This is a genomic window from Streptomyces agglomeratus (genome assembly GCF_001746415.1).
GTDB classification, from domain to species: domain Bacteria; phylum Actinomycetota; class Actinomycetes; order Streptomycetales; family Streptomycetaceae; genus Streptomyces; species Streptomyces agglomeratus.
In genome coordinates, this window is the sequence record NZ_MEHJ01000001.1 from 1535913 (window position 1) to 1549423 (window position 13511).

The 13511-nt window shown below is 70.6% G+C and carries 10 protein-coding genes; 4 read left to right on the forward strand and 6 right to left on the reverse strand.

Features of this window, described 5'->3' with window-relative positions; all coding sequences use genetic code 11:
• Positions 1–170: 170 nt before the first annotated feature.
• Positions 171–1049, reverse strand: coding sequence for a succinate--CoA ligase subunit alpha (gene sucD, locus AS594_RS06340; RefSeq protein WP_069933324.1), 879 nt, complete (start codon positions 1047–1049; stop codon positions 171–173).
• A 12-nt stretch (positions 1050–1061) separates the two neighbouring features.
• Positions 1062–2195, reverse strand: a complete 1134-nt coding sequence (gene sucC, locus AS594_RS06345) for an ADP-forming succinate--CoA ligase subunit beta (RefSeq protein WP_069933323.1) — start codon at positions 2193–2195, stop codon at positions 1062–1064.
• A 210-nt stretch (positions 2196–2405) separates the two neighbouring features.
• Between sucC and AS594_RS06350 the strand changes: the two genes are divergently transcribed.
• From AS594_RS06350 to AS594_RS06365, 4 genes are all read left to right on the forward strand, one after another.
• Positions 2406–4088, forward strand: coding sequence for a thiamine pyrophosphate-binding protein (locus tag AS594_RS06350; protein WP_069933322.1), 1683 nt, complete (start codon positions 2406–2408; stop codon positions 4086–4088).
• Positions 4089–4104: 16 nt separating this feature from the next.
• Positions 4105–5334 carry a formyl-CoA transferase gene (gene frc / locus AS594_RS06355; protein ID WP_069926089.1) on the forward strand — a complete coding sequence of 410 codons (1230 nt, stop codon included), beginning with the start codon at positions 4105–4107 and terminating at the stop codon, positions 5332–5334.
• Positions 5334–7481 carry an acetate--CoA ligase family protein gene (locus AS594_RS06360; protein ID WP_069933321.1) on the forward strand — a complete coding sequence of 716 codons (2148 nt, stop codon included), beginning with the start codon at positions 5334–5336 and terminating at the stop codon, positions 7479–7481. Before frc ends, AS594_RS06360 begins: the two co-directional genes overlap by 1 nt.
• A 118-nt stretch (positions 7482–7599) precedes the next feature.
• Positions 7600–8988, forward strand: a complete 1389-nt coding sequence (locus AS594_RS06365; RefSeq protein WP_069933320.1) for an OFA family MFS transporter — start codon at positions 7600–7602, stop codon at positions 8986–8988.
• Between the two features lie 14 nt (positions 8989–9002).
• On the opposite strand, the gene AS594_RS06370 is transcribed toward AS594_RS06365, so the two are convergent.
• The 4 genes from AS594_RS06370 to AS594_RS06385 are packed head-to-tail and all read right to left on the reverse strand — an operon-like array spanning position 9003 to position 13509.
• A complete protein-coding gene (locus AS594_RS06370) occupies positions 9003–10034 on the reverse strand; it encodes a sugar phosphate isomerase/epimerase family protein (protein ID WP_069926092.1) in 1032 nt (343 codons plus the stop codon).
• A gap of 37 nt (positions 10035–10071) precedes the next feature.
• Entirely contained in the window at positions 10072–11475 is a 1404-nt protein-coding gene (locus AS594_RS06375) for an alkaline phosphatase family protein (protein WP_069933319.1), read from the reverse strand.
• Positions 11472–12641: a metabolite traffic protein EboE gene (eboE, locus tag AS594_RS06380; RefSeq protein ID WP_069933318.1), complete on the reverse strand. Its 1170-nt coding sequence runs from the start codon at positions 12639–12641 to the stop codon at positions 11472–11474. The genes AS594_RS06375 and eboE overlap by 4 nt, the downstream gene beginning before the upstream one ends.
• Positions 12642–12657: 16 nt before the next feature.
• Complete coding sequence (locus AS594_RS06385; RefSeq protein WP_069933317.1) at positions 12658–13509, reverse strand: TatD family hydrolase; 852 nt, start codon at positions 13507–13509, stop codon at positions 12658–12660.
• Between the last annotated feature and the right edge of the window lie 2 nt (positions 13510–13511).

The following is a 13511-nucleotide window of genomic DNA, read 5'->3' on the forward strand; positions in this document are numbered from 1 at the left end:
TGTTCGAGGAGCGGGTCCGGGTCCGGGGGCACGGGGCAGGGCCCCGATGGGACGGGAAGGATTGGTCAGGGGAAGGAGCACTCTGCCGGCACGCCCCAGGGGCGGTCCTGCCTGGACGGTAGTGACGTCGGACGGCAGGCGGTATCACCGGCGCTCAACTGTGCGCGATGTCACCCCAGTTGGGCCAGTGCGAGCAACGCCGTCTCGGAGGGGGTCGAGCCGACCCGTACGCCCGCTGCTTCCAGGGCATGTCGCTTCGCCTCCGCCGTGCCCGACGTGCCCGAGACGATCGCGCCCGCGTGGCCCATCGTCCTGCCCTCAGGGGCGGTGAATCCGGCGATGTAGCCGATCACCGGCTTGGTGACGCGGTCAGCGATGTACGCCGCTGCCCGCTCCTCCGCGTCGCCGCCGATCTCGCCTATCAGGATGACGAGTTCGGTGTCGGGGTCGTTCTCGAAGGCGGCGAGGCAGTCGATGTGCGTGGTGCCGATCACCGGGTCTCCGCCGATGCCGACCGCTGTCGTGAAGCCCGCGTCACGCAGTTCGTACATCAGCTGGTAGGTGAGCGTGCCGGACTTGGAGACGAGTCCGATGCGGCCGGGTTTCGCGGCGATGTCCGCCGGGATGATTCCGGCGTTGGACTGGCCCGGGCTGATCAGGCCGGGGCAGTTGGGGCCGATGACGCGGGTGCCGCGTGCCTTCGCGTACGCGTGGAAGGCGACCGCGTCGTGGACCGGGACGCCTTCCGTGATCACGACCACCAGGCCGATGCCGGCGTCCGCCGCCTCGACGACCGCCGCCCCGGCGAAGGGGGGTGGGACGAAGACGACCGTCACGTCGGCGGCCGTGGCGGCCGCCGCTTCCGCGACCGTGCCGAAGACCGGCACCGTACGGTCCTCGAAGTCGACGGCGAGGCCCGCCTTGCGCGGGTTGACGCCGGCCACGATGTCGGTCCCGGCGGCGAGCATCCGGCGGGTGTGCTTCATGCCCTCGGCGCCGGTCATGCCCTGGACGAGGACCTTGCTCCGCTTGGTCAGGTAGATCGCCATGTCGGTCTCTCCTCAAGCTGAGACGGCCAGTTGAGCGGCTCGGCGGGCGGCGCTGTCCATCGTGGTGGCCTGGTGGACGAGCGGGTGGGCGCGGTCGTCGAGGATGGCGCGGCCACGGGCGGCGGCGTTCCCGTCGAGTCGTACGACGAGGGGACGGGTCAGGTGGACCGACTCCAGGGCCCGGACGATGCTGTCGGCCACCGCGTCGCAGGCCGTGATGCCGCCGAAGACGTTGACGAAGACGGACTTCACGGCCGGGTCGGAAAGGATGACGGACAGGCCGTCGGCCATGACCTCGGCCGACGCCCCGCCCCCGATGTCGAGGAAGTTCGCGGGACGCGCCCCGCAGCCGGCGACCACGTCGAGCGTCGACATGACGAGACCGGCGCCGTTGCCGATGATGCCGACCTCGCCGTCCAGCTTGACGTAGTTGAGGCCCTTGGCCGTCGCCGCCGCTTCGAGCGGGTCACCGTGCGGATCGGGTGCCTGCGCACTCCAGCGCCCTTGGCGGAAGCGGGCGTTGTCGTCGACCGTGACCTTGCCGTCGAGGGCGAGGATCCGCCCGTCGGTGGTCCGTACGAGCGGGTTCACCTCCACGAGGAGGGCGTCCTCCCGGACAAGGACCTGCCACAGCCGCTCCAGTACAGGCGCCACCTCCGGCGGAAGGCCCGCCGCCGCCGCGATGCCGGCGGCTTTCGACGCCGTGACGCCCTCGTCCGGCTCCACGGGGATACGGGCCACCGCGTCGGGGCGGCTCGCCGCGACCTCCTCGATGTCCATGCCGCCCTCGGCCGACGCGATGGCCAGGAAGCGCCCGGCGCCGCGGTCGAGGACGTAGGAGACGTAGAACTCCGCCTCGAAGTCCACCGGTTGGGCCAGCATGACCCGGCCGACGGTGTGGCCCTTGATGTCCGTACCGAGAACCTGCCGGGCCGTCAGTTCGGCTGCCGCCGGGTCGGCGGCGAGCTTCACCCCGCCCGCCTTTCCGCGGCCGCCCGTCTTCACCTGCGCCTTGACGACGACGCGGCCGCCGAGGCGCTCGGCGGCGCGACGGGCTTCGTGGGGCGTGTCCACCACCTCGGCGTCCGGCACCGAAACGCCGTGGCGCGCGAAGAGTTCCCTTGCCTCGTGCTCGTACAGGTCCATACCGGCTCCTCGGTCCTCAGTCGGAAAGTGCCGCACGCCCCCTGGACACCACCCACCGGATGCGGGATAACAAGCTTCATACAGTATTCGTCGACTGTATGCAATCTACCGCGTCACCGCTCCAGACCGGTCAGGGCTGCGTACGCGCTGCTCCGGGACGCTCTTCCCGCACCACCTCCGAGTACCCCTACGAAGGGAACGGACTTCGCCATGCCCGACAACAGCCAGGAACTCATCTCCGGTGGGCATTTGGTCGCCAAGGCGCTCAAGGCAGAAGGGGTCGACCGCATCTACACCCTCTGCGGTGGCCACATCATCGACATCTACGACGGCTGCGTCGACGAGGGCATCGATGTCATCGACGTACGCCACGAGCAGGTCGCCGCCCACGCCGCCGACGGCTACGCCCGCATCACCGGAAAGCCGGGGTGCGCCGTCGTCACCGCCGGCCCCGGCACGACCGACGCCGTCACCGGAGTCGCCAACGCCTTCCGCGCCGAGTCGCCCATGCTGCTGATCGGCGGCCAGGGCGCCCACACCCAGCACAAGATGGGGTCCCTCCAGGACCTGCCGCACGTCGACATGATGGCGCCGATCACGAAGTTCTCCGCGACCGTGCCGGACACCGCGCGGGCCGCCGACATGGTGTCCATGGCGTTCCGCGAGTGCTACCACGGCGCCCCCGGGCCCTCCTTCCTAGAGATCCCGCGCGACGTGCTCGACGCGAAGGTGCCCGTCACCGCGGCGCGGGTGCCTCAGGCCGGGCAGTACCGCGCCTCGACGCGCGCCGCCGGTGACCCCGACGAGGTCGAGAAGCTGGCCGATCTGTTCGTACACGCGGAGAAGCCGGCGATCCTGCTCGGCAGCCAGGTCTGGACGACGCGCGCGACGGACGCGGCGACCGAGCTCGTACGCACGCTCAACGTGCCGGCGTACATGAACGGCGCGGGACGCGGCACGCTGCCACCCGGCGACCCGCACCACTTCCAGCTCTCCCGCCGCTACGCCTTCGCGGGCGCCGACCTCATCGTCATCGTCGGCACGCCCTTCGACTTCCGCATGGGGTACGGGAAGCGGCTCTCGCCCACCGCCACCGTCGTGCAGATCGACCTCGACTACCGGACCGTCGGCAAGAACAGGGACATCGACCTGGGGATCGTGGGAGATCCCGGGCTGATCCTGAAGTCCGTCACCCAGGCGGCGTCCGGCCGGCTCAACGGCGGCTCCGTCGGGCGCAAGGCGTGGCTGGAGGAACTGCGTACGGCGGAGCAGGCGGCCATCGACAAGCGCCTGCCGCACCTGAAGTCCGATGCCTCGCCCATTCACCCGTACCGCCTGGTGAGCGAGATCAACGACTTCCTGACCGAGGACTCGGTCTACATCGGGGACGGCGGCGACATCGTCACCTTCTCCGGACAGGTCGTCCAGCCCCGCTCCCCCGGCCACTGGATGGACCCCGGCCCGCTCGGCACGCTCGGCGTCGGGGTGCCGTTCGTCCTCGCCGCGAAGCAGGCGCGGCCGGACAAGGAGGTCGTGGCGCTCTTCGGGGACGGCGCGTTCTCGCTGACCGGCTGGGACTTCGAGACGCTGGTGCGCTACAACCTGCCCTTCGTCGGGATCGTCGGCAACAACTCGTCGATGAACCAGATCCGTTACGGCCAGAAGGCCAAGTACGGCGACGAGCGCGAGCGGGTCGGCAACACCCTCGGCGACGTCCACTACGACAAGTTCGCGCAGATGCTCGGCGGTTACGGCGAAGAGGTCCGCGACCCCGCCGACATCGCGCCCGCGCTGCGCCGCGCCCGCGAGTCCGGTCTGCCGTCGCTGATCAACGTGTGGCTGGACCCGGACGTGTACGCCCCCGGAACCATGAACCAGACCATGTACAAGTGACGGAGGCCAGTCAGCCATGAGCAAGGCTCTGGAGGGCGTGCGCGTCCTCGACATGACCCACGTACAGTCCGGCCCCTCCGCCACCCAGCTCCTCGGCTGGCTCGGCGCGGACGTCGTGAAGCTGGAGGCGCCGACCGGCGACATCACGCGCAAGCAGCTGCGTGATCTGCCGGACGTCGACTCCCTCTACTTCACGATGCTCAACTGCAACAAGCGCAGCATCACCCTCAACACCAAGACCGAGCGCGGCAAGGAGATCCTGACGGAGCTCATCCGGCGCTCCGACGTGATGGTGGAGAACTTCGGGCCTGGCGCCGTCGACCGGATGGGCTTCACCTGGGAGCGCATCCAGGAGATCAACCCGCGCCTCGTCTACGCCTCGATCAAGGGCTTCGGAGAGGGCCCGTACACGAACTTCAAGGCGTACGAGGTCGTCGCCCAGGCGATGGGCGGGTCCATGGCGACCACCGGCTTCGAGGACGGCCCTCCGCTGGCCACCGGGGCGCAGATAGGGGACTCGGGGACGGGGATCCACGCCGTCGCCGGCATCCTCGCCGCGCTCTTCCAGCGGGAGAACACCGGGCGCGGCCAGCGCGTCAACGTCGCCATGCAGCACGCTGTGCTGAACCTGTGCCGCGTGAAGCTGCGCGACCAGCAGCGCCTCGCGCACGGGCCGCTCGCCGAGTATCCGAACGACGACTTCGGTGACGAGGTGCCGCGCAGCGGCAACGCGAGCGGCGGCGGGCAGCCGGGGTGGGCGGTCAAGTGCGCTCCGGGCGGTCCCAACGACTACGTGTACGTCATCGTCCAGCCCGTCGGCTGGGGACCGCTCGCCGGGCTGATCGGCCGGCCCGAGCTGGCGGACGACCCCGGGTGGGCGACCCCGGCGGACCGGCTGCCCAAGCTCGGCAAGATGTTCCAGCTCATCGAGGAGTGGTCCTCGACGCTGCCCAAGTGGGAGGTGCTGGAGCGGCTCAACGCCCACAACATCCCGTGCGGGCCGATCCTGTCCACCAAGGAGATCTTCGAGGACGCGTCGCTCGCCGCGAACGAGATGGTCGTCCGGGTCGAGCACCCCGAGCGCGGTGTCTTCACCACCGTCGGCAACCCCATCAAGCTGTCCGACTCCCCCTTCGAGGTGGTCACCTCACCGCTGCTCGGTGAGCACAACGCGCAGGTGTACGTCGGTGAGCTGGGCCTCGGCGACGAGGAGCTGCGGCTGCTCAAGACGAACGGAGTGATCTGATGGCGTCCCGTCACGACACCGCCGCCGTGCGCGCCGTGCTCGACGCGGCGGCCGCCGAGGGCCGCGGCGCGCTGACCGCCCCCGAGGCCAAGCGGATCGCCGACGCGTACGGCATCCCCGTCCCGGCGGAGGCGCTCGCCGAGACCGTGGACGACGCCGTCGCCTTCGCCGCCCGGATCGGGTTCCCGGTGGCGCTCAAGATCGTCTCCCCGGAGATCACGCACAAGACGGACGCGGGCGGGGTGCGGACCGGGCTGACGTCGCCGAGCGAGGTGCGGGCGACGTTCACGGAGATCGTGGCCAACGCCCGTAGTTACGATCCGCGGGCGCGCATCCGGGGTGTCCAGGTGCAGCAGATGGTGCCGGCGGGGCAGGAGGTCATCGTCGGGGCGGTCACCGATCCGACCTTCGGGAAGATCGTGGCGTTCGGGCTCGGCGGGGTGCTCGTGGAGGTGCTGAAGGACATCACCTTCCGGCTCGCCCCGGCGTCCGAGGCCGACGCGCTGTCCATGCTCGACTCGATCCGGGCCGCCGAGATCCTGCGCGGCGTACGGGGCGGGGCGGCCGTGGACCGTACGGCGCTCGCGGAGCTCGTCGTGCGGGTGTCCGAACTGGCCGCCGACTTCCCGCAGATCGCGGAGGTCGACCTCAACCCGGTGTTCGCGACGGCGGACGGGGTGATGGCGGCGGACGTCCGCATCCTGCTCGGCGGCCCCTCCCCCGCGCCCCGGCGTCGGTACAGCCGGGAGGAGATCCTGACCTCGATGCGGCGGCTGATGCAGCCCCGGTCGGTGGCGGTCGTCGGCGCCTCCAACGAGGCGGGCAAAATCGGCAATTCGGTGATGCGCAACCTCGTCGACGGCGGCTTTCCCGGCGAGATCCATCCGGTGAACCCCCGGGCCGATGACATCGTGGGCCGCAAGGCGTACAAGAGTGTCACGGACGTTCCCGGTGAGGTGGATGTGGCGGTCTTCGCGATCCCCGCCAAGTTCGTCGCGGCGGCGCTGGAGGAGGTGGGGCGCAAGGGAATCCCCAATGCCGTGCTCATCCCGTCGGGGTTCGCCGAGACCGGCGAGCACGCCCTCCAGGCGGAGATCGTGGCCATAGCGGAGCGGTACGGCGTGCGCCTGCTGGGGCCGAACATCTACGGCTACTACTCCACCTGGCAGGACCTGTGCGCGACCTTCTGCACTCCGTACGACGTCAAGGGCGGGGTGGCGCTGTCCTCCCAGTCGGGCGGCATCGGGATGGCGATCCTCGGGTTCGCCCGTACGACGAAGACCGGTGTCTCGGCGATCGTCGGGCTCGGCAACAAGTCGGACCTCGACGAGGACGACCTGCTGACCTGGTTCGGCGAGGACCCCAACACCACGTGCATCGCCATGCACCTGGAGGACCTGAAGGACGGCCGGGCCTTCGTCGAGGCGGCGCGGGCGACCGTACGGAAGAAACCGATCGTGGTGCTCAAGGCGGGCCGTACGAGCGCGGGCGCGAAGGCGGCCGGCTCGCACACGGGGGCGCTGGCCGGTGACGACGCGGTGTACGAGGACATCCTGCGGCAGGCCGGGGTGATCAGGGCGCCCGGTCTGAACGAGATGCTGGAGTACGCGCGGGCGCTGCCCGTCCTGCCGGTGCCCCGGGGCGACAACGTCGTGATCATCACGGGCGCGGGCGGGTCCGGCGTACTGCTCTCGGACGCGATCGTCGACAACGGCATGTCGCTGATGGAGATCCCGGACGACCTGGACGCGGCGTTCAAAGCATTCATCCCGCCCTTCGGGGCGGCCGGCAACCCCATCGACATCACGGGTGGCGAACCCCCTTCGACGTACGAGGCGACCATCCGGCTCGGGATGGAGGACCCGCGCATCCACGCGCTGGTGCTCGGCTACTGGCACACGATCGTCACGCCGCCGATGGTCTTCGCCGAGCTGACGGCGCGGGTGGTGGAGGAGTTCCGGGCGCGGGGCGTCGAGAAGCCGGTGGTGGCGTCGCTGGCCGGTGACGTGGAGGTGGAGGAGGCCTGCGCGTACCTCTACGAGCGGGGTGTCGTGGCGTATCCGTACACGACGGAGAGGCCGGTGGAGGTGCTGGGCGCCAAGTACCGGTGGGCGCGCGCGGCGGGTCTTCTGGGGGGCGGTCGATGAGCTGAGCAGCGGAGCGGACCACGGGGCCGGCGGCGGTCGCCCGCCGCGCGGCCCCGGCACGAAGAGAACGGACAGGGGGCGCTGCCCAGGCTTCTTCGACGCAAGGGGTTCGATCGACATGGCGACAACAGACATCTCATCGTCCGTCCCGTACCGGGAGGTGACAGACGCGAACGGCCGGATGTACCGGCTGGGCGAGACCGACGTGGACATCATGGGCCGCCCGCGCAAGTGGATGGTCATCCTGCCGTGGGTGGGCATGATGGGCATCAGCTCGGCGGAGTACGCGTTCGCGTCCGCCGAGGACACCCTGCACACCGCGCACGGGTGGGGCAGCCAGCACATCTTCTGGATGCTCGGCGTGTGGGTGTTCTTCCAGGCGGCGGTCGCCTTCCCGGCCGGGAAGCTGCGGGAGAGCGGGAAGCTGCCGGCCCGGTGGGCGATGATGCTGGGCGCGCTGGGGACCCTGCTCGGCTATCTGTCGCTGGCCTTCGCGCCGCATGTGGTCGTGGCGTACGTCGGCTTCGGCATGTTCAGCGGCATGGGCGCGGGCATGGTCTACGCGACCTGCGTGAACATGGTCGGCAAGTGGTATCCGGAGCGCAAGGGCGGCAAGACGGGCTTCGTCAACGGTGGTTTCGCGTACGGCTCGGTGCCGTTCGTGTTCCTCTTCACCGGCTACATGGACCTGACGAACTTCCGCTGGGTGCTGGTGTCGGTCGGGCTGTTCCTGGCGGCGACGGTGGCGTGCGCCGGGTACTTCTTCCAGGACCCGCCGAAGAACTGGTGGCCCGCCGACATCGACCCGCTGCGCAAGCCGGACGACCCGCGGGCGCGGCGCGCGCTGGAGAAGAACCCTCCGGCCGTCAAGCAGTACACGCCGAGGGAGGCGTGGCAGACGGGTCGCGTGGGCCTGATGTGGTTCTGCCTGCTGTGTACGTCGGGTGTGAACATCTTCGGCATCGCCTTCCAGGTGCCGTTCGGTGACGAGGCCGGCTTCGCGGGCGGCATCGTGGCCACGGCCATGTCCCTGAAGGCGATCGTGAACGGCACCGGGCGCGGGGTGATCGGCTGGCTGTCCGACCGGTACGGCCGCAAGCAGTGCCTGATCTTCGTCTGCGTCGTACTGGGGCTCTCCCAGTACGGGATCCTCTTCTCCGGGAACATCGGGAACCTGCCGCTGTTCCTGCTGTTCTCCAGCATCTCAGGGTTCGGCGGCGGCGCGATCTTCCCGATGTTCGCGGCGATGACGGCGGACTACTTCGGCGAGAACAACAATGCCTCCAACTACGGGCTCGTCTACAGCTCCAAGCTGGTGTCCGGTCTGCTCGGGTCCGGCATGGGCGCCGTCGTCGTGGGCGCCTGGGGGTACGGCGGAGCCTTCGTGCTGGCGGGGTCGATCTCCCTGTTCGCGGGCTTCATCGCGCTCTTCCTGCACCCGCCGGGGCGGCTGCGGGCCCGGCACATCGAGCCGAACCCGCAGCCGATCAGCCGCGACGCGATCTGATGCCTCTGCCGCTCTCAGCAGTCCTTTTCGCGCAGTGAGTGCAGGTGGGCGCTGGACTTGCGGGCGAAGGCGAACGACTCGACGGGGTTGTCGTGTTCCGCCTGCCAGTGGTGGTCACGACGCCCGCCGCGGGTCTTCGACACCGCCGAGATGAACCGCTGGTAGTCGATGTCTCCGTCCCCGACGTCCACCATCCGGTAGCCGTCGCGGGCGGATGCGTCGTGTTCGCCGTCCTTGACGTGGAACAGCGGGTAGCGGTCGGGTTGCTTCAGTACGTAGTCGAGGGGGTCGAAGGGCGCCGGGGTGCCGTCGGCGCGCCTGCCGAACCGGAACTGGGCGGCGTACGCCCAGTAGATGTCCATCTCCAGGTAGACGAGGTCGGGGTCGGTCTCGGCGAGGAGCACGTCGTAGAGGCGGACGTCGGGCCGGTCGGTCGCGAAGGAGAACTCCTCGGCGTGGTTGTGCTGGTAGAACTTCATGCCGCGCGCCCTGGCCGCCGCGCCGTAGGTGTTGAAGTCCTCGGCGGCCCGCTTCCAGCCGTCGACGGTCGCGCCGTAGCGCCAGGGGCCGGACGCGGTGCCGATGTGCTTGAGGCCGAGGGCCTGGGCGTCGTCGAGGACCTTGGTGAGGTTCTGGGCGAAGGTGTACGCGCCGGGGTTGCCGTCGGAGTAGTAGCCGACGTGGCTGCCTATGCCGCGCAGGCCGTGGTCCCGGGTGAGCTTGCGGAGCTGGGCCAGGGTGATGGCGCCGGCGGAGCCCTGGGTGTAGCCGGCGTACTCGACCTCGTCGTAGCCGAAGCGCTCCAGCTCGGCGAAGACCTTCGCGAAGCCGAGGGTGGAGACCTTGTCGCGCAGGGAGTAGAGCTGGATGCCGAGGCGGCCGGGGGGCAGGACGGGCCGTCCCCGGCCGTTGCTCCGCGCCGTGGCGGTGGGCGCCGTGGCTCCGAGGAGGGCCGCGGCGGTGGCCCCGGCGGCCACGCCGAGCATGCCTCGCCTGGAGAGCTTGCGGGTGAGTTCGGGGTCGGCGGTGGTGGTCTTGCGGCTCATGGGTCGCACGGGTGGAACTCCTTTGTCAGGGCTCTTGTCAGTGCAGTCCGGCAAGCTGGAGGAGCAGGGCTTTCACATCGGTGGCCGCTACGCGGCCGTCGACGGCGCGGGGGGTGGAGCACAGGATGAGCGGACCTTCGTCGTCGCTCTCGGGGAGGCGGCCGTGGCTGCCACGGACAGGTGAGGGGTCGAGGGGCACGACCGCCATGCGGTAGCGCATGCCGAGCTTCTTGCGGGCGAGTGCCGTGGCCGCCTTGACGCGTACGTACGGATCGAGGGGGTCCATGAAGAGTTCGACGGGGTCGTAGCCGGGTTTGCGGTGGATCTCGACGAGCTGGGCGAAGTCCGGGGCCTTGGCGTCGTCGAGCCAGTAGTAGTACGTGAACCAGGCGTCCGCCTCGGCCACGGCGACGAGCTCACCGGAGCGGGGGTGGTCGAGGCCGTGGCTCTTCTTGCCCTCGTCGTCGAGGAGTTCGGCGACGCCTTCGAGGCCGGCGAGAGCGGCGCGGGCGGCTTCGAGATCTTCGGGGCGGCGGACGTAGACGTGCGCGAGCTGGTGGTCGGCCACGGCGAACGCCCGGGAGGTCATGGGGTCCAGGTACTCCATGCCGTCCTGGGTGTGGACCTCGACGAGGCCGGCGCGGCGCAGGGCGCGGTTGATGTCGACCGGCCGCGAGACGCGGGTGATGCCGTACTCGGAGAGCGCCACGACCGTGCGGCCCTCGGCGCTCGCGTCGTCGAGCAGCGGTGCGAGGGCGGCGTCGAGGTCGGCTGCCGCGCGGTGGGCGCGGGGGTCGTCGGGGCCGTAGCGCTGGAGGTCGTAGTCGAGGTGCGGGAGGTAGCACAGGGCCAGGTCGGGGTGGCGGGTGCGCAGAATGTGGCGGGTGGCGTCGATGATCCACCGGGAGGAGACGAGGTCGGCGCCGGGGCCCCAGAAGTGGAAGAGGGGGAACGTGCCGAACCGGTCGGTGAGTTCGTCGTGGAGGGCCGGGGGCCGGGTGTAGCAGTCGGGTTCCTTGCGGCCGTCGGCGTAGTAGACAGGGCGTGGGGTGACGGTGTAGTCGGTGTCGGCGCCCATCGCGTACCACCAGCAGATGTTGGCGACGGTGTATCCGGGGTGGGCGCGGCGGGCGGCGTCCCAGATCTTGTCGCCGGCGACGAGGCCGTTGTGCTGGCGCCACAGGAGTACTTCGCCGAGCTCGCGGAAGTACCAGCCGTTGCCGACGATGCCGTGCTCGGCGGGGGTGGTGCCGGTGAGGAAGGTCGACTGGGCGGCGCAGGTGACGGCGGGCAGGACGGTGCCGAGGGGGGCCTGGGAGCCGGACCGGGCGAGCCGCCCGAGACGCGGCATGTGGGCGAGCAGCCGCGGGGTCAGGCCGACGACGTCCAGGACGAGCAGGGGCGTGGGGCCGCCGCCGGTGGTGGTGCGTGTCTCGGTCACGGCAGCTCCTTGAGGCCGAGGTCGACCAGGAGGTCGCGGGCAAGGGTGAGTTCGGCGGCGATGCCCTCGGCGAGCTGGGTGCGGTTGCGGGGGCGCAGCTCGGGCGGGAGTGCCTGCCAGGTGTACGTCTCGACCTCCAGGTGCCGGGTGAGGGGCGCGGGGCCGCCGACGAGGCGGGCGAGGGCGTCCCGGAGCACCGGGAGGGTGGAGGTGAGCGGTGGGGCGGGCGGGGCGTGGAGGGGGACGTGGAAGTGGGCGCGCCACGGGGCGCCGTCGGGGAGGACCGCTCCGGTGAGTGCCTCGGGGAGGTCGTCGGTGCCGCGCAGGCCGGCCGCGGTGCGGGTGCGGGTCTGGTGGAGGAAGCGGGGTTCGGCGAAGGCGGCGAGGGCTTCCCGCACTTCGGGGAGGTGGGGGTGTTCGGCGTGCAGGGCCGCGGAGAGCTGCACCTTGGGGATGGTGACGCCGGCGGCGGTGAGCGCGCCGAGGGCGGTCGCCGGGTCCTCGAAGGAGGTGGCGAGGTGGCAGGTGTCGACGCAGACGCCGATGCGCGGGGTGGCGAGGGCGGTGAGGGGGCCGATGGCGTCGGCGGTGGTCTCGACGGTGCAGCCGGGCTCGGGTTCGAGGCCGATGCGGATGGACTTGCCGGTGAGCTCCTCCAGCACGTCCAGGCGTTCGGCGAGCGTCGTGAGGGCCGTGTGGGCGGCCTCGGCGCCGGCCGCGTTGAAGGGGGTGCGCCAGGCGAGGGGGAGGGTGGAGACGGTGCCTTCGGTGACGTCGTCGGGGAGGAGGGCCGCGAGGAGGTGGGCGAGGTCGGTGGTGTGGTCGAGCCGCGGGGGCTCGGTCCAGTCGGGCCGGTACACGCGGTACTTGACCTCGTCGGCACCGAACCCCTCGTACGGGAAGCCGTTGAGGGTGACGACTTCGAGGCCGCGCCGGTCCAGTTCGCCGCGCAGGCCGCGCAGGGCCGCCGGGTCGGTGATCAGTGCGCGGGCGGCGTCCTTCGCGAGCCACAGACCGATGCCGAGGCGGTCCCGTCCCAGGCGTCGGCGTACGGGCTCGCAGTGGTCGCGGAGCTGGGCGAGTACGCCGTCGAGGGTCTCGGCGGGGTGGACGTTGGTGCAGTACGCGAGGTGGACGGTGGAACCGTCGGGGTGGCGGAATCGCATCGTGGCTCCCCTCCCCTCATTCCCCGCCGCGAAGGATGGAGTTGCCCTCGTGGAGCGGCTCGGGGGCATCGGACAGGTCGAGGCGCAGGCGGCCGCTGAGCCCGTAGAAGGCGACGGGATTGCGCCACAGGACCTGGTCGACGTCGTCCTCGGTGAAGCCCGCGGCGAGCAGGGCGTCGCCGACCTTGCGGGTCTTGAGCGGGTCGCTCTTTCCCCAGTCGGCGGCGGAGTTGACGAGGATCTTCTCCGTACCGTGGTCCTTGATGACGGCGACCATGCGGTCCTCGTCCATCTTCGTGTCGGGGTAGATGGAGAAGCCGAGCCAGCAGCCGCTGTCAGTGGCGGCCTTTACGGTGGTCTCGTTGAGGTGATCGAGGAGGACACGCTCCGGGGGGAGGTTCGATTCACGGATGACGTCGACGGTGCGGTGGAGACCGGCGAGCTTGTCGCGGTGCGGGGTGTGGACGAGGGCGGGCAGCCCGTGGTCGGCGGCGAGCTGGAGCTGGGCGGCGAGGGCGGTGTCCTCGGCGGGGGTCATGGAGTCGTAGCCGATCTCGCCGACGGCGACGACGGAGTCCTTGACGAGGTAGCGGGGAAGCGCGTCGAGAACGGGGGTGCAGCGGGGGTCGTTCGCCTCTTTGGGGTTGAGGGCGAGCGTGCAGTGGTGGGCGATGCCGTACTGGGAGGCGCGGAAGGGCTCCCAGCCGAGGAGTGCGTCGAAGTAGTCGAAGAAGCTGGCGGGCGAGGTGCGGGGCTGGCCCAGCCAGAAGGAGGGCTCGACGACGGCGCGCACTCCGGCGGCGTACATCGCCTCGTAGTCGTCCGTGGTGCGGGAGGTCATGTGGATGTGGGGGTCGAAGATGCGCATCA

Coding starts and splice junctions, on each gene's coding strand:
- eboE (WP_069933318.1), bottom strand. CDS start 12,641: ATGCGATTCCGCCACCCCGACGGTTCCACCGTCCACCTCGCGTACTGC.
- AS594_RS06385 (WP_069933317.1), bottom strand. CDS start 13,509: ATGCGCATCTTCGACCCCCACATCCACATGACCTCCCGCACCACGGAC.
- sucC (WP_069933323.1), bottom strand. CDS start 2,195: ATGGACCTGTACGAGCACGAGGCAAGGGAACTCTTCGCGCGCCACGGC.
- AS594_RS06365 (WP_069933320.1), top strand. CDS start 7,600: ATGGCGACAACAGACATCTCATCGTCCGTCCCGTACCGGGAGGTGACA.
- AS594_RS06360 (WP_069933321.1), top strand. CDS start 5,334: ATGGCGTCCCGTCACGACACCGCCGCCGTGCGCGCCGTGCTCGACGCG.
- AS594_RS06350 (WP_069933322.1), top strand. CDS start 2,406: ATGCCCGACAACAGCCAGGAACTCATCTCCGGTGGGCATTTGGTCGCC.
- AS594_RS06370 (WP_069926092.1), bottom strand. CDS start 10,034: ATGAGCCGCAAGACCACCACCGCCGACCCCGAACTCACCCGCAAGCTC.
- sucD (WP_069933324.1), bottom strand. CDS start 1,049: ATGGCGATCTACCTGACCAAGCGGAGCAAGGTCCTCGTCCAGGGCATG.
- frc (WP_069926089.1), top strand. CDS start 4,105: ATGAGCAAGGCTCTGGAGGGCGTGCGCGTCCTCGACATGACCCACGTA.